Source organism: Blastococcus sp. SYSU DS0552, assembly GCF_054050815.1.
This window is the reverse complement of sequence record NZ_JBJHAB010000020.1, coordinates 31,183-47,356: the sequence shown is the minus strand read 5'-3', so window position 1 is coordinate 47,356 and position 16,174 is coordinate 31,183. Positions and strand designations below refer to the sequence as shown.

14 protein-coding genes are annotated in these 16,174 nt (G+C 74.2%); 1 reads left to right on the top strand and 13 read right to left on the bottom strand.

What is annotated here, in order from left to right; translation table 11 throughout:
* Nucleotides 1-83: 83 nt before the first annotated feature.
* The 13 genes from ACI8AG_RS17520 to argS form a co-directional block, all read right to left on the bottom strand.
* Nucleotides 84-566: a hypothetical protein gene (locus ACI8AG_RS17520; RefSeq protein ID WP_456598023.1), complete on the bottom strand. Its 483-nt coding sequence runs from the start codon at nt 564-566 to the stop codon at nt 84-86.
* Complete coding sequence (locus tag ACI8AG_RS17515) at nt 563-1,831, bottom strand: glycosyltransferase family 4 protein (protein ID WP_456589219.1); 1,269 nt, start codon at nt 1,829-1,831, stop codon at nt 563-565. Before ACI8AG_RS17515 ends, ACI8AG_RS17520 begins: the two co-directional genes overlap by 4 nt.
* Before the next feature lie 3 nt (nt 1,832-1,834).
* A complete protein-coding gene (locus ACI8AG_RS17510; RefSeq protein ID WP_456589220.1) occupies nt 1,835-3,139 on the bottom strand; it encodes a serine hydroxymethyltransferase in 1,305 nt (434 codons plus the stop codon).
* Between the two features lie 172 nt (nt 3,140-3,311).
* Complete coding sequence (locus ACI8AG_RS17505; RefSeq protein WP_456598022.1) at nt 3,312-3,959, bottom strand: L-threonylcarbamoyladenylate synthase; 648 nt, start codon at nt 3,957-3,959, stop codon at nt 3,312-3,314.
* 17 nt (nt 3,960-3,976) lie between these two features.
* Complete coding sequence (prmC, locus tag ACI8AG_RS17500; protein WP_456598037.1) at nt 3,977-4,819, bottom strand: peptide chain release factor N(5)-glutamine methyltransferase; 843 nt, start codon at nt 4,817-4,819, stop codon at nt 3,977-3,979.
* Between the two features lie 11 nt (nt 4,820-4,830).
* Nucleotides 4,831-5,910: a peptide chain release factor 1 gene (gene prfA, locus ACI8AG_RS17495; protein ID WP_456589222.1), complete on the bottom strand. Its 1,080-nt coding sequence runs from the start codon at nt 5,908-5,910 to the stop codon at nt 4,831-4,833.
* A 113-nt stretch (nt 5,911-6,023) separates the two neighbouring features.
* Entirely contained in the window at nt 6,024-6,257 is a 234-nt protein-coding gene (rpmE, locus tag ACI8AG_RS17490) for a 50S ribosomal protein L31 (RefSeq protein WP_456589223.1), read from the bottom strand.
* Nucleotides 6,258-6,393: 136 nt separating this feature from the next.
* Nucleotides 6,394-8,553: a transcription termination factor Rho gene (rho, locus tag ACI8AG_RS17485; RefSeq protein ID WP_456598021.1), complete on the bottom strand. Its 2,160-nt coding sequence runs from the start codon at nt 8,551-8,553 to the stop codon at nt 6,394-6,396.
* Between the two features lie 247 nt (nt 8,554-8,800).
* A complete protein-coding gene (thrB, locus tag ACI8AG_RS17480) occupies nt 8,801-9,754 on the bottom strand; it encodes a homoserine kinase (RefSeq protein ID WP_456598020.1) in 954 nt (317 codons plus the stop codon).
* Nucleotides 9,751-10,827: a threonine synthase gene (gene thrC, locus ACI8AG_RS17475; protein ID WP_456598019.1), complete on the bottom strand. Its 1,077-nt coding sequence runs from the start codon at nt 10,825-10,827 to the stop codon at nt 9,751-9,753. Before thrC ends, thrB begins: the two co-directional genes overlap by 4 nt.
* A complete protein-coding gene (locus ACI8AG_RS17470) occupies nt 10,824-12,122 on the bottom strand; it encodes a homoserine dehydrogenase (protein WP_456598018.1) in 1,299 nt (432 codons plus the stop codon). Before ACI8AG_RS17470 ends, thrC begins: the two co-directional genes overlap by 4 nt.
* Nucleotides 12,119-13,612: a diaminopimelate decarboxylase gene (lysA, locus tag ACI8AG_RS17465; protein WP_456598017.1), complete on the bottom strand. Its 1,494-nt coding sequence runs from the start codon at nt 13,610-13,612 to the stop codon at nt 12,119-12,121. The genes ACI8AG_RS17470 and lysA overlap by 4 nt, the downstream gene beginning before the upstream one ends.
* Complete coding sequence (argS, locus tag ACI8AG_RS17460; protein ID WP_456598016.1) at nt 13,612-15,273, bottom strand: arginine--tRNA ligase; 1,662 nt, start codon at nt 15,271-15,273, stop codon at nt 13,612-13,614. Before argS ends, lysA begins: the two co-directional genes overlap by 1 nt.
* Before the next feature lie 155 nt (nt 15,274-15,428).
* Here argS and ACI8AG_RS17455 point away from each other — a divergent pair, with 155 nt between their 5' ends.
* On the top strand, nt 15,429-16,154 hold the full coding sequence (locus ACI8AG_RS17455; protein WP_456598015.1) for a DUF3105 domain-containing protein: 726 nt from the start codon (nt 15,429-15,431) through the stop codon (nt 16,152-16,154).
* The last annotated feature ends 20 nt before the right edge of the window (nt 16,155-16,174 follow it).

Genomic DNA, 16,174 nt, shown 5'->3' with positions numbered 1-16,174 from the left:
GGAGGGCTGACGAGCCGGGCTCGCAGGGCGTGGACGAGCGCCTCCGTCTCCGGAGGTTTTGTCGGCCATCGGCTCGGACACTATCAGCCGTCCCCGCCGCCGCTCGGCGGGTGCTCGACGGTCCCCCGTCCGGGTGGTGCCGGCGGGGGCACGTAGAACACCTGCCGCGTCCACACCCAGCGCAGCTGGATCCCGCTCCAGAGGAGCGCGCCGACCACGACCGACCACGCGAGCGTCCGCTGGTCGAGCCAGCCCTCCTCGGGCAGGGCGCGCAGCACGCCGAAGAGCACCACCGCCTTCACCATGAACGCGAGCAGCGCCACCGGGAGCGTGAGAGTGTCACCGATCCGGCCGGCCCAGGCGACCGCCAGGCCGGAGACGGCGAAGAACGCCGTGACGATGACCGCGCCGACCAGCACCGCCACCGCGTCGCTGCCCTCCCCCAGCAGCCACGCCAGCGCTGCCGCGACGACCGCGACGGCGGCGGTGACGAGGGCCCCGACGCGGAGGAAGGAGACGTCCCAGGTGCCGCCGGTGGCCGGCGGGGTGGTGCGCGAGGTGCTCATCCGACGGTCTCCCGGGGATCAGGGGAACTGGTCCCAGCGGCGGGTGGTGCGACCCCGGCGGCCCGGCGGTGCGGCGCCGCCCGGGGGACGGCGGCACGTGCGGTCGGGTGGTCGGCCCGGCTGCGCCGGCGCTGCGCCTCCATCTCGGCGGCGCGGGCCTCCCGGGCCGCCCGGCGCGCCCGCGGGCTGAGCACGACGACCACGCCGACGACGAGCAGGACGGCGATCGCCACGAGCAGCTCCACCTGCCCACCGGTGATCGAGAGTCCGACCGCGCCGAAGGAGAGCAGTGCCGCCCAGAAGTACATGACGAGCACCGCACGCTTGTGCGAGTGCCCGATCGACAGCAGCCGGTGGTGCAGGTGCATCTTGTCCGGGGAGAACGGTGAGCGTCCCGCGCGGGTGCGCCGGACGACGGCCAGCACCAGGTCGGTGAAGGGGATGAAGAGGATGGCGATCGGCACGAGCAGCGGCAGCGTCAGGGGCAGCAGGCTGGCGGCGGAGCCGAAGGTCTGCGCGTCCACCCGCCCGGTGGCGGTGACCACCGCGGCCGACAGCATGAGCCCGACGAGCATCGAGCCCGAGTCGCCCATGAAGATCCGCGCCGGGCTGAAGTTGTGCGGGAGGAAGCCCAGGCAGGTCCCGGCCAGCACCGCGGTGATCAGTGCCGGGGCGCTCGCGACGTCGCCGTAGCCGGTCAGCCCCAGGTTGTAGCTGTAGGCGAAGAACGCGAGCGCGGCGATCGCCGAGACCCCCGCGGCGAGGCCGTCGAGCCCGTCGATGAAGTTCAGCGCGTTCACCGCGAACACGGTCAGCAGGATGGTCAGCGGCACACCGACGTCCGGGCCGAGCGAGACGGTGCCGATGTCGGCGAACGGCAGGAAGAGGAACGCCAGCTGCACGCCGATGAGGACCATCACGCCCGCGGCGGCGATCTGACCGGTGAGTTTCGTCAGCGCGTCCAGGCCCCACTTGTCGTCGAGCACCCCGAGCGCGCAGATGAGCCCGCCCGCGACGAGCACCGCGTAGACCTGGGTGTCGTCGAAGGTCCGCTGCAGCGCCGGCAGCCGCGAGGCGACCAGGACGGCGGCCACCACGCCCAGGTACATGGCGACGCCGCCGCCCCGCGGGGTCGGGATGACGTGCACGTCGCGCTCCCGCGGGGCCGCCATCATCCGCAGCCGGATCGCCATCATCCGCACCACGGGCGTGGCCAGGAAGGTGACCAGTGCCGCGGTGAGCAGGACGACGACGTACTCGCGCACGGGTCAGACGGTCCGCGTCGGCTCGGGGGAGGCAGTCGGCCGGGTCGGGTGGGGGTAGGCGGGGTGGGCACCGACCAGCTCGCGGACACCCGCGGCCACCTCGGCGGTGCGGCTGCCGTCGGCGTCCCGGATCGCGGCACCGATCAGCGAGGCGATCGACTTCATGTCGGCCTCGGTCATGCCCTGGGTGGTGACCGCGGGGCTGCCGACCCGGATGCCCGAGGCGACCGAGGCCGGCTGCGGGTCGAACGGGATCGCGTTCTTGTTCAGCACGATGCCGGCGGCGCCGCACCGGGCCTCGGCGTCGGCACCGGTCACCCCGGTCTCCTGCAGGTCCAGCAGCGCCAGGTGGGTGTCGGTGCCGCCGGCCACCGGCCGCAGCCCCTCGGCGGCCAGGCCCTCGGTGAGCGCCTGCGCGTTGGCGATCACCTGGCGGGCGTAGGCCTGGTACTCCGGCTGGAGGCACTCCTTGAAGTTCACCGCCTTGGCGGCGACGGCGTGCATGAGCGGGCCCCCCTGCATCATCGGGAAGGCCGCCTTGTCGATGGCCTTGGCGTGCTCCGCCTTGCACACGATCGCGCCGCCGCGCGGCCCGCGCAGCACCTTGTGGGTGGTGAAGGTGACCACGTCGGCGTAGGGCACCGGGCTCGGGATCGCCTTGCCGGCGACCAGGCCGATGAAGTGCGCGGCGTCGACCATCAGGATCGCCCCGACCTCGTCGGCGATCTCCCGGAAGAGCGGGAAGTCGATCAGCCGCGGGATGGCCGAGCCGCCGCAGATGATCATCTTGGGCCGGTGCTCCCGGGCGAGGTCGCGCACCTGGTCGTAGTCGATGTGCTCGGTGCGCGGGTCCACGCCGTACTGCACCGCGTTGAACCACTTGCCGGAGAAGGAGACCTTCGCGCCGTGGGTCAGGTGCCCGCCGTGCGGGAGCGCCATGGCGAGGAGGGTGTCACCCGGCTGGAGGAAGGCGCCGTACGCGGCCAGGTTGGCGTTGGCGCCGGAGTGCGGCTGGAGGTTGGCGTGCTCGGCGCCGAAGAGCTCCTTGGCCCGGGCGATGCCGATCTCCTCGGCGCGGTCGACGACCTCGCACCCGCCGTAGTAGCGGCGCCCCGGGTAACCCTCGGCGTACTTGTTCGACAGCGTGCTGCCGAGCGCTGCGAGCACGGCCGGGCTGGTGAAGTTCTCGCTGGCGATCAGCTGCAGCCCACCGCGCAGCCGGTCCAGCTCGTCGGTGACCACGTCGGCGATGTCGGGATCGACGGCGGCCAGGGCCCCGAAGTCCGGTCCCCAGTAGGGCGTGCTCATCTCGGTCGCGCTCCAGAACGTCCGTGCGGGCGCCCGCGGTACCCGGATCCGGGCGCGCGGCGGTCAGTGCTCCACGGTATCGCTCCGACGCGTGCGGACAGGTGACCGGAGAAGCGGCCCCGTCCCGGAGCCCGCCCTGAGCGTGCGCAGGGTGGGGAGGACGGGGGTCCTCCTAGTCGGTGAGCTCGGGCGCGATCTCGCGCAGCCGCTCGACCGGGACGGCGCCGACGCGCAGCACCCGAGGTGCGGGGCCGGTGCAGTCGACGATCGTGCTCGCCGCCGAGCTGTCCCGCGGGCCGCCGTCGAGCACGACCGCGGCGTGCTCGCCGAGCTGCTGCACGGCCTCCTCCGCGCTGGTCGCCGCGGGGCGACCGGAGCGGTTGGCGCTGGAGACGGCGAGCGGCCCGGTGCGGCGGAGCAGGTCGCGGGTGAGCTCGTCGTCGGGCAGCCGGACGGCCACCGTGCCCTGGGCGTCACCGAGGTCCCACGCCAGCGACGGGGCGTGCTCGAGCACGAGGGTGAGCCCACCGGGCCAGAACTCCTGCGCCAGGCGCGTGGCGACCGCGGGGGTCTGCAGCACCAGCCCGGCCAGGGTGGAGGCCTCGCCGACGAGCACCGGGACCGGCATGGCCCGCCCCCGGTTCTTGGCGGCCAGCAGCCGGGTCACCGCTGCGGGCGCGAAGGCGTCGGCGGCGACGCCGTAGACGGTGTCGGTCGGGAGCAGCACCAGCTCACCCCGGCTGATGGCCGCCGCGGCGGCATCCAGCCCGGCGGCGCGGGCTTCGGGGTCGGAGCAGTCGTAGAGGTTGGCCACGGACATGCAGTCTTCCGCAGGGCTCAGCCGGAGCGGCGAGCGGTGGTGTGGCGGGGGCGGCCGGCGAGGTCGGGGTGGTCGTGGACGTCGGTGAACCCGCCGTGGGCGCGGACGACGGCGGGCAGTGCCTCCCCCTGCTGATCGGCGTGCTCGATGCCCAGCCAGCCGCCGGGCCGCAGCAGCCGGGCCGCGGTGACCAGCAGCCCGCGCACGACGTCCAGCCCGTCGGGGCCGCCCCAGAGGGCCAGCGGGGGGTCGTGGTCGGCGACCTCCCGGGGCACCCGCGCGCCGTCGGGCACGTACGGCGGGTTGCTGACCACGAGGTCGACGGCGCCGTCCAGCTCCCGCAGCAGCTCCGGATCGGTCATGTCCCCGGCGACGACGTCGACCGGGGTGTCCCCCGCCGCGGCGCGGGCAGCGGCGTTGTGCCGGGTCCAGCCGATCGCCCCGGGATCGCGTTCCACCGCCGTCACCCGCGCGCCGGGGTGCTCGTGGGCGAGGGAGAGGGCGATCGCCCCCGAGCCGGAGCCGAGGTCGACGACGACGGGCGCCGCGACGCCGGCCAGCCGCGTGAGGGCCCAGCCCACCAGCTGCTCGGTCTCCGGCCGCGGCACGAACACCCCGGGCCCGACCGCGAGCTCCAGGTACCGGAAGGGCGCCCGGCCGGTCAGGTGCTGCAGCGGCACCCGGTCGGCGCGCTGGCCGAGCAGCTCCTCGAACCGTTCGGCGGCCGCGTCGTCGACGGCGTCCAGGGTCAGCAGCCGGGTGCGTGCCACCCCGAGGACGTGGGCGAGCAGCAGCTCGGCGTCCACCCGCGGCGACTCGACGCCGGCCTCGGCGAGGCGGCGGGACGCCGCCGTGAGCAGCGCGCGGGCGCTCAGGAGCCGGCCGCCAGCAGCTCGGCGGTGTGGGCGCTGACCAGCGCGTCGATGACGCCGTCGAGGTCGCCGTCGAGCACCTGGTCGAGGTTGTGCGACTTGTAGCCGACCCGGTGGTCGGAGATGCGGTTCTCCGGGAAGTTGTAGGTGCGCACCCGCTCGCTTCGGTCGACGGTGCGCACCTGGCTACGCCGCTGGTCGCTCGCGGTCGCCGCGGCCTCCTCGCGGGCGGCCGCCAGCAGCCGGGCGCGCAGCACGCGCAGCGCGGACTCCCGGTTCTGCAGCTGGCTCTTCTCGTTCTGCGAGCTGACCACGATGCCGCTGGGCAGGTGGGTGATGCGGACGGCGGAGTCGGTGGTGTTGACGCTCTGCCCGCCCGGGCCCGAGGAGCGGAAGACGTCGATGCGCAGGTCGTTCGGGTCGACGCTGACGTCGACCTCCTCCGCCTCGGGCAGCACGAGCACCCCGGCCGCGGAGGTGTGGATGCGCCCCTGGCTCTCGGTCACGGGCACCCGCTGCACCCGGTGCACGCCGCCCTCGAACTTCAGCCGCGACCAGATGCCCTCGTCGGTGCGGGACTTGACCGCGATCGCGACGTCCTTGTACCCCCCGAGCTCGGCCTCGACGGCGTCGAGCACCTCGGTGGACCACCCGCGCCGCTCGGCGTAGCGCAGGTACATGCGCATCAGGTCGCCGGCGAACAGCGCCGACTCCGCGCCGCCCTCCCCCGCCTTGATCTCGAGGATGACGTCCTTGTCGTCGTCGGGGTCCTTGGGCAGCAGCTGCTCGCGCAGCCGGTCGGTCAACGCGGCGATCCGCCGCTCGAGCGCGGTCGCCTCCGCGGCAAAGGACGCGTCCTCCGTGGCGAGCTCCCGGGCCGCGCCGAGGTCGTCGCGCGCCTCGTCGAGCGCGCGAGCGGTCTCCACGAGCGGAGCCAGCTGGGCGTAGCGACGACCCATCCGGCGGGCGCGGGACTGGTCGGCGTGCACCGCCGGGTCGGCCAGCTCCTGCTCGAGGCGCGCGTGCTCGGCGAGCAGCCCGGCCAGCCGGTCGGGCGCCGACGTCTCGGTACTGCTCATCGCTGCTGCCTCTCGGGACGGGGGTGCTCCACCACCGTGGAGCAGCCGGACGGAGCTGGACATGACGACGGCGCCCGTCCCACCGCGAGGTGGGACGGGCGCCGTCGGGGGTGCTACTGGGCGTCGGTCGAGGCGCCGGCGGCGCGCTTGCCGAACCGCTTCTCGAAGCGGGCGACGCGACCGCCGGTGTCGAGGATGCGCTGCTTGCCGGTGTAGAAGGGGTGGCAGGCGGAACAGGTCTCGACGGTCAGCTGACCGGTCGGGCTCGTGCTGCGGGTGGTGAACGTGTTGCCGCAGCCGCAGGTCACGGTGGTGACGTTGTAGGCCGGGTGGATGTCGGGCTTCATGGCTGCGCCTCTTCTGCGGAGTCTGTGTCGTTCAGTGCTGTGAACGCCGGGGACCGGACGGCTATTTCCGGCCGCGCCGACGGGGCTCAGCTGCTCAGTATCCCTGATGCTCGAGCCCCGCCGGCGGGCGGGAGGGTCACTCCCCGCCGGGGCCCAGCGTCGTCTTCTGGATCTGCATGAGGAACTCGACGTTGTTGCGCGTCTTCTTCAGCTTGTCGAGCAGCAGCTCCAGGGCCTGCTGCGGCTCGAGCGCGGCGAGCACCCGGCGCAGCTTGATGACGATGGCCAGCTCGTCGGGCGACATGAGGATCTCCTCCTTGCGCGTGCCCGACGCGTTGACGTCGACCGCCGGGAAGACCCGCTTGTCCGCCAGCCGGCGGTCCAGCTTGATCTCGGCGTTCCCGGTGCCCTTGAACTCCTCGAAGATGACCGTGTCCATCGTGGAGCCGGTCTCGACCAGCGCCGAGGCGATGATCGTCAGCGAGCCACCGTTCTCGATGTTGCGGGCGGCGCCGAGGAAGCGCTTGGGCGGGTAGAGCGCCGTGGAGTCGACACCGCCGGAGAGGATGCGCCCGCTGGCGGGGGCCGCCAGGTTGTAGGCGCGCCCCAGGCGGGTGATCGAGTCCAGCAGGACGACGACGTCGTGGCCCATCTCGACCAGGCGCTTGGCCCGCTCGATGGAGAGCTCCGCCACCGTGGTGTGGTCCGCCGGCGGCCGGTCGAAGGTCGAGGCGATGACCTCGCCCTTCACCGAGCGCTGCATGTCGGTGACCTCTTCCGGACGCTCGTCGACCAGGACGACCATCAGGTGGCACTCGGGGTTGTTCGTCGTGATCGCGTTGGCGATCGACTGGAGCACCATCGTCTTACCGGCCTTGGGCGGGCTGACGATCAGCGCGCGCTGCCCCTTGCCGATCGGCATGACCAGGTCGATGACCCGGGTGGTCAGCAGGTGCGGCTCGGTCTCCAGCCGCAGGCGGTCCTGCGGGTAGAGCGGGGTGAGCTTGGTGAACTCTGGCCGGTTGCGGGCCTGCTCCGGGTCCAACCCGTTGACCGTGTCGAGGCGGACCAGCGCGTTGTACTTGTCCTTGCGCTCGCCCTCGCGCGGCTGGCGGACCGCGCCGGTGATGGCGTCACCGCGGCGCAGCCCGTAGCGGCGCACCTGCGACAGCGAGACGTACACGTCGTTCGGCCCGGTCAGGTAGCCCGACGTCCGGACGAACGCGTAGTTGTCCAGGACGTCGAGGATGCCGGCGACGGGCAGCAGGACGTCGTCCTCGCTGACGGTCGGCTCGCCCGCCTCGAAGCGGTCCCGGTTGCCGCCGCCGCGCTTGTTGCGGTCGCGGTACCGGCGACCGCGGCGACCGCGGCCACCCTCGAAGTCCTCGTCGTCGTCCTCGGCGGGGCGCTCGTTGCGGCCGCCGTCGGTGCGGTTGTCCGTGCGGTTGTCCGGCCGACCGCCCCGGTCGTTGCGGTCCCGGTCGGGGCCCCGGTTGCCGTCGCGGGCGCCGCCGTCCCGGTTGCCCCGCTCCGCGCGGTCGCCGCCGTCGCGGGTGGCGCCGCCGTCGCGGGTGGCGCCGCGCTCGGCGCGGTCGTTGTTCTCCCGGCCGCCGTCGCGGTTGCCGGCGCGCTCGCCCCCGTCGCGGCCGTCACGGCTGCCGTCCCGCTCGCCGCGGTTGCGGCCGCGGGTGCGCTGCGGACGGTCGCCGTCGCGCTGCTCGTCCTCGCGCGGGCCGGCCGGTGCCGACTCCGCTGCGGGGACCGCCGGGGCCTCGGTGGGAGCCTCCGCCGGGGCGGACACCGCCGGCGCGGAGCCCTCGGTGGGGGCGCCGGGCGATCCCACCGCTGGGGCGGAGCCCTCGGCGGGGGCGCCGGGCGATCCGGCGGGGCGGCTGGCCGCACGCCGCGTGCGGACCGGCGCCTCCGTGGTCAGGGGGCCGCCGTTGGCGCCGCCGCTGACCGGGGCCTCGAGGGGAGCCGCCGACGCGGCGACGCCGGCCGGGGCGTCGGTGCCGCCGGTGGAGCCGCTCTCCGTCTGCGGCGCAGGCGCGCCGCCCTCGGAGCCGGCGCCCACCTGGCGGGCGGAGATGGCGGCGACCAGGTCGCTCTTGCGCATCCGGCCGGTGCCGGGGATGCCCAGCTCGCCGGCCAGGCGCTGCAGCTCGGGCAGGAGCATGCCCGACAGCCCGTTGCCGCGGCGGCGGGGACGGCCCGCCGTCCCAGAAGCGGCAGTGCCCTCGGCGGAGGCGGCGGCATCGGGCGCGCCGGTCGTGCCGAGGTCGGTGGTTTCGCTCACGTACAGGTCCTTCCCTGCGGGTGACCTGCGCGTCTCAGCGCAGGGGGTGCCCGGTCCCCGGCGGACCGGCCCGGAGGGCGGGTGCGCGTCAGGAGACAGGTCGAGAGGTGCGAGGCGGATCAGCGGCGAAGAGGTTCGGACATCTGCTTCGGCCCCGCGCGAGGCTCGCCCGAGTGGGCGGCTACGCCGTGAGCCTAGTCGCAGCTCACGGGCAGGACAACACCGGATGATCTCGGCGTGTTCCCCGTTATCGAGACGATACCTGGCGCACGGGGCGGTCGACGCGCGCCCCCGTCGGGTCCACCTCGAGCGGCAGCACCGACCAGTTCCCGGGAACCAGCGCGGCGATGTCCTCGATCTCCTCGGCCCCGGCCGCCCGGTCGTCGCTCCGCACCGTCCGCCGGCCCAGCACCAGGACCGACGGCCCCGCGCCGGAGACGACCGCCGCGTGCCCGGCCTCGCGCAAGCGGTCGATCAGCGCGAGGGTGCCCGGCATCGCCGCGGTGCGCTGCCGCTGGTGCAGGCGGTCCTCGGTGGCCTCGAGCATCGAGGTGCCCGAGGTCAGGGCGTGGACCAGCAGCGCGGACCGGCCCGCGTTGAAGGCGGCGTCGGCGTGCGGCACGACGTCCGGCAGCAGCCCGCGGGCCACCTCCGTCGACAGCGTCGCGTCCGGCACGAGGACCACGGGGAGCACGTCCTCGTGCACGGGCAGGCTGTCCGCGCCGACACCCCGCTCACCGGTCCACGACAACGTCAGCCCGCCGAGCAGGCAGGCGGCGACGTTGTCGGGGTGACCCTCCAGCTCGGTGGTGAGCCGCAGGACGGCGTTCCCGTCGACCGTGTCGACGTCCGGGCACAGCGACCAGGCCCCCAGGACCCCCGCGACGACGGCCGCGGCGGAGGAGCCCATCCCCCGGCCCTGCGGGATCGCGTTCTCGGCGACCACCCGCAGGCCCGGTGGCGTCCAGCCCAGCTCGGCGCAGGCGGCGCGGAAGGCGCGCACCACCAGGTGCGACTCGTCGGTGGGCAGCTCGCCCGCACCGGTGCCCTGCACCTCGACCGACAGCCCGCCGGGCTCGACCGCGAAGGAGACGTGGTCGTGGCGGGTCAGCGCCAGGCCGGCGCAGTCGAACGCCGGCCCGAGGTTCGCGCTGGTCGCCGGGACGCGGATCGTCACCCGGTCCGGGTCGAGGACGCTCACAGCCCGAGCTGCGCCGCGGCGGCCGCGGCGTCGACCGGCACGGTCAGCGGCGCCGGCGCGCCGGAGATCGCCCACTCCGGGTCCTTGAGACCGTTCCCGGTGACGGTGCAGACGATCCGCTGGCCGGGCTCGAGCTCCCCGGCGTCGGCCACCTGGAGGAGGCCCGCGACCGACGCCGCCGACGCCGGCTCGACGAAGACCGCCTCGCTGCGGGCCAGCAGCCGGTAGGCCGACAGGATCGCCCGGTCTGTGACGGCGTCGATGCGCCCGCCGGACTCGTCGCGCGCGGCCAGCGCCTTCGTCCACGAGGCGGGGTTGCCGATGCGGATGGCGGTGGCGATGGTGCTCGGGTTCTCCACCACCTGGCCGGTGACGATCGGGGCCGCGCCGGCGGCCTGGAAGCCCCACATGCGCGGTGTGCGCGTGGCGGGGCCGTCGTCGGCGTACTCGCGGTAGCCCTGCCAGTAGGCGGTGATGTTGCCGGCGTTGCCCACCGGCAGGCAGTGGATGTCCGGGGCGTCGCCGAGCACGTCGACGATCTCGAAGGAGGCGGTCTTCTGCCCCTCGATCCGGTACTGGTTGACGCTGTTGACCAGGCTGACCGGGTAGTCGATCGCCAGCTTGCTGGCCAGCGCCAGGCAGTCGTCGAAGTTGCCGTCGACCTGCAGCAGCTTGGCGCCGTGCACCAGCGCCTGGGCCAGCTTGCCCATCGCGATCTTGCCCTGGGGCACGAGGACGGCGCAGGTCATGCCGGCGCGGGCGGCGTAGGCAGCGGCGCTGGCGCTGGTGTTGCCGGTGGAGGCGCAGATGACCGCCTGCGCCCCTTCCTCGAGCGCCTTGGTGATGGCCATCGTCATCCCGCGGTCCTTGAAGGAGCCGGTGGGGTTCGCCCCTTCGACCTTGAGGTAGACGTCGCAGCCGGTGCGCCGCGACAGCTCGCGCGCCGGCACCAGCGGGGTGGCGCCCTCCTGCAGCGTGACCACCGGGGTGGTGTCGGAGACCGGCAGGCGGGACCGGTAGGCCTCGATGAGACCGGGCCAGCCCGGGGACACGACCGACGACGAGACCGTCACGACAGACCCTCCACGCGCAGCACGCTGGTGACGCCCCGGACCGCGGGCATCTCCCGCAGCGCGGCGATGGTGGACGACAGCGCCGCGTCCGGGGCGCTGTGGGTCACGATGACCAGCGTCGCGGCGTCCCCGCGGCCGGTCTGCCGGACCGTCGAGATGCTCACGCCGTGCTGCGCGAACTCCTGCGCGACGGCGGCGAGCACACCCGGCTTGTCGGCCACGTCGAGGCTGACGTGGTAGCGCGTCGGCGTCTCGGCCATGGGCCGGACGGCGAGGTCGGCGTAGCCGGTGGGGCCCTGGCCCGAGGCGCCGGCCACGCGGTTGCGGGCCACGGCGACGAGGTCGCCGAGGACGGCGCTGGCGGTGGGCTCTCCCCCGGCGCCCTGGCCGTAGAACATCAGCTGCCCGGCCGCCTCGGCCTCGACGAAGACGGCGTTGAACGCGCCGCCGACGGAGGCGAGCGGGTGGGCGGTCGGGATCATCGCCGGGTGCACCCGGACGGCCACCGAGTCGCCGTCCCCGTCGGTGGCGGGCACGCGCTCGCAGATGGCCAGCAGCTTCACCGTGCAGCCGATCTCGGCGGCGCGGGCGACGTCGCTGGCGGTCACCGTGGAGATGCCCTCCCGGTGGACGTCCGCGGCCGAGACGGGCGTGTGGAACGCCAGCGAGGCGAGGATCGCGGCCTTCGCGGCGGCGTCGAAACCGTCCACATCGGCGGTCGGGTCGGCCTCGGCGTAGCCCAGCTCGGTGGCCTCGGCCAGCGCCTCGCCGAAGCCGGCACCGGTCTCGGCCATCCGCGACAGGATGTAGTTGGTCGTCCCGTTGACGATGCCCACGATGCGGGACAGCTGGTCACCGACCAGCGACTCGCGCAGCGGCCGCAGGATCGGGATCGCCCCGGCCACCGCGGCCTCGTAGTAGAGGTCCACCCCGGCCTTCGCGGCCGCGGCGTGCAGGGCGACGCCGTCCTCGGCCAGCAGCGCCTTGTTCGCGCTGACCACCGACTTACCGGCCTCGAACGCCGCCAGCATCAGCGAGCGCGCCGGCTCGATGCCGCCGATCACCTCGACGACGAGGTCGACGTCGTCGCGGGTCACCAGGCCGTGCGCGTCGGTGGTGAGCAGGTGCGCCGGGACGTCGGGGTGGTGCGCCGGGCGGCGCACGGCGACGCCGGCCACCTCCACCGGGCGGCCGATCCGCGCGCCGAGGTCGTCGGCCTGCTCCTGCAGCGCCCGCAGCACCGCGCCGCCGACCGTCCCGCAGCCCAGCAGGGCCACCTTGAGGGGTCCGTTCACGAGGTCGCTCCCGCGGGGTGCTCGGGCGCCGGCTGGTCGATGGCCGGCGAGGGGGCAGGGCGGTCGGCGAGGACCGCGTCGAGGGCGAACACGTCCGACAGTGTCTGACGTCGCACGATCTCCCTGGCGGCGCCGTCCCGCACGGCGACCACCGGGGGCTTGAGCAGGTAGTTGTAGTTGCTCGCCATCGACCAGCAGTAGGCGCCGGTGGCGGCGACGGCGAGCAGGTCACCCGGCTGGACGTCGGAGGGCAGCCACAGGTCCCGGACCAGGATGTCGCCGCTCTCGCAGTGCTTCCCGACCACCCGGCACAGCGCCGGCGGGGCCTCGGAGACGCGGTTGGCCAGCACGCACGTGTAGGCCGCGTCGTACAGGGCGGTGCGGATGTTGTCGCTCATCCCGCCGTCGACCGACACATAGTTGCGCACCTGGGGCGCGCCCGGGGCCCCGCTCGCGCCGAGCCGCACCGGCTTGATCGTGCCGATCTCGTACAGCGTGACCGTGCCCGGGCCCGCGATCGCACGACCGGGCTCGACCGCCAGGCGCGGCACCGGCAGCCCCAGCTGGAAGCACTCGGCGGCGACGACGGCGCGCAGCCGGGTCGCGACGTCCACCGGGCTGACCGGGTCGTCCTCGGCCAGGTAGGCGATGCCGAAGCCGCCGCCGAGGTTGAGCTCGGGAAGCACCTGGCCGGTGGCCTGGTGCACCTGCCCCATCAGCCCGACGACCCGGTGCGCCGCGGCCTCGAAGCCGGCGGTGTCGAAGATCTGCGACCCGATGTGGCTGTGCAGGCCGGTCAGCCGCAGCGCGGGCTCGCGGATGACCCGCACCGCCGCGGTGAGCGCGTCACCGGTGGCCAGGGAGAAGCCGAACTTCTGGTCCTCGTGCGCGGTGGCGATGAACTCGTGGGTGTGCGCCTCGATGCCGACCGTCGCGCGGATCAGCACCGGCACCGGCGTCCCGCCATCGGCGACCCGCTTTTCGGCGAGCGGCACCAGCCGGTCGATCTCGTCGAAGGAGTCCAGGACGACGTGCCCGATGCCGGAGTCGACGGCCAGCTGCAGCTCGACCAGGGACTTGTTGTTGCCGTGCAGCGCGATCCGCTCCGCGGGGAAGCCGGCCGCCAGGGCCAGCGCCAGCTCGTTGCCGCTGCAGGCGTCCAGGTGCAGCCCGTCGTCGGCGATCCACCGGGCCACCTGGCCGCAGAGGAACGCCTTGGAGGCGTAGTGGACGTCGGCGTCGGCGAACGCCCCGGCGAACTCCGCGGCGCGCCCCCGGAAGTCGTCCTCGTCCAGGACGAACAGCGGCGTCCCGTGCGCGCGGGCGAGATCGGTCACCGGACGGCCGCCGAGGTGCAGCTCGCCGTCGACCCGCCGCGCCGTCCGGGGCCAGACGTGCGGGTCGAGCGACCCGAGCTCGGCCGGCGGCGCGCCGGCGGCCGTCGGCGGGGTGATGGTCCCGTGCAGCGGCCCTGCGGGGTGGGCCCGCATCACATGCGCTCCGGCGCGGTGACGCCGAGCACCCCGAGGCCGTTCCGCAGCACCACCGCGGTCGCCGCGCACAGCCACAGCCGGGCGGTGGTGAGCGGGGTGGTCTCCTCGTCGCCGCGGGGCAGCACCCGGCAGGCGTCGTAGAAGCGGTGGTAGGTGCCGGCCAGCTCCTCCAGGTAGCGGGCCACCCGGTGCGGCGCGCGCAGCTCGGCGGCGGAGGTGAGCACCCGCGGGAACTCGCCGATCGCCCGCAGCAGGTCGTTCTCCCGCTCGTGCACCAGGGCGGCGCCGTCGACATCGGCCGCCTCGCCCAGCGCGATCCCGAGGTCGGCGGCGTTGCGCAGCACCGAGGAGATGCGGGCGTGCGCGTACTGGACGTAGAAGACCGGGTTGTCGTTGGTGCGCCGGCTCCACAGGTCGACGTCGATGTCGATCTGCTGGTCGATCGAGGCACGTGCCAGGGCGTAGCGCGCCGCGTCCACCCCGATGGCGTCGACGACGTCGCTGAGCAGCACGATCGTCCCTGCCCGCTTGCTCATGCGGACCGGGGCACCGTCGCGCACCAGGTTCACCAGCTGGCCCAGGACGATCTCCAGGTTCGCCTCGGGATCGTCGCCGGTCGCCGCGACGAGCGCCTTGTAGCGGCCGACGTAGCCCGAGTGGTCGGCCCCCAGCACGATGACGACCCGGTCGAACCCGCGGGCCCGCTTGTCCAGGTAGTAGGCGCAGTCGGAGGCGAAGTAGGTGGTCTCGCCGTCGGCCTTGACCAGCACCCGGTCCTTGTCGTCGCCGAAGTCCGTCGTCCGCAACCAGACCGCACCGTCGGCCTCGTAGACGTGGCCCTGCTCCCGCAGCCGGGCGAGCGCCTTGTCCAGGGCTCCCGACCGGTGCAGCTCCCGCTCGCTGAACCAGACGTCGAACTCGACACCGAGGTCGAGCAGCGACTGCCGGATCTCGGCCAGCATCAACTCCATGCCGCGCTCGCGGAAGACGTGCAGCTGGGCGGCGTCGTCGCGGTCCAGCACGTCCGGTTCGGACATGCGGACCTGCTGGGCGATCTCGTCGATGTAGGCGCCGGCATACCCGTCCTCGGGCACCGCCCGCCCGTGGGCCGCGGCCTGCAGGCTGCGGCCGAACCGGTCGATCTGCGCGCCGGCATCGTTGATGTAGTACTCGCGGGTCACCTCGGCGCCGGCGGCCTCCACCAGCCGGGACAGCGCATCCCCGATGGCGGCCCACCGGGTGTGCCCGATGTGCAGCGGGCCGGTCGGGTTGCCCGAGACGAACTCGACGTTCAGCCGCTGCCCGGCGAGGGCCCCGGTGCGCCCGTACGCGTCCCCGGCGGTCACGGCCTGGACGGCGATGAGGCCGAGCGCGCCCTGGGCGAGCGTGATGTTGAGGAAGCCCGGCCCGGCGATGTCGACGCCGGCGATACCCGCGTGCGTGCGCAGCTCGGCGGCCAGCAGGTCGGCGACCTCACGCGGCGGGCGACCGGCGGGCTTGGCCAGCCGCAGGGCGACGTTGGTGGCGTAGTCGCCGTGCTCGGGGTTCCGCGGCCGCTCGACGACGACCTCCGCGGGGACATCGACGGGCAGCGCGCCTCGCTCGACGACCGCGGCCACGGCGGTACGAACGACGTCCTGAAGCTGCTCCGGTGTCACCCGGCGAGCGTACTGACCGCCTTCCGGCGGCCCGCCGGGCCGCCCGGCTCCCAGCTTCCGCACAGGCGCGCGACCTAGACTCGCGCGCGGCTAGCGGGGCCTACCCGCGCGCCGGAACGCAGCGGCGCGGATGCGCCCCGTAACGAGGAGAGGCCTTGGCCAAGGACCGCACGCCCGACAAGAGCCGAGCCAGCGGTGGTGGGGCCACCCGGTCCGGTGGGCGGGCGACCGGTGGCCGCACCCGACCGCCGACGCAGGTCGTGGCACAGCAGCGGCCGTGGGGGCTGATCGCCGCCGCGGTGGCGGTGGTCGTCTTCGCCGCGGCCGTCATCACCTGGGCCGTCGTCCAGGTGCGGGCGGCCGACGCCTCGCGCGTGGACTCGATCGACGAGATCGCCGGCGCGCAGACCTACGAGTACGAGGGCGGCCTGCACAACGACGGCCCCATCGAGTACAGCGAGTCCCCGCCGGTCGGCGGCGAGCACGCCAACCTCTGGGCCGACTGCACGGGCACCGTCTACGACGTCGACATCCGGCACGAGAACGCGGTGCACAGCCTCGAGCACGGCGCGGTGTGGATCACCTACAACCCCGACGAGGTGTCCGACGCGGACGTGGAGACGCTGGCGGAGCTGGTCGACGGTGTCTCGGGGCGGATGCTCTCCCCGTACGAGGGGCAGGACACCCCGATCAGCGTCCAGTCGTGGGGCCACCAGCTGAAGGTCGACAGCGCCGACGACGAGCGGATCAAGCAGTTCGCCGACCTCATGACCTACAAGCCGGACAGCTTCCCGGAGCCCGGCGCCACCTGCGAGAGCCCGACCTTCCTGGCCGACCCGCTGCTGGAGAGTGCGGACGCAGGCGCGACGTCCGACCAGTGACCGCCACCGTCCACCGGGAG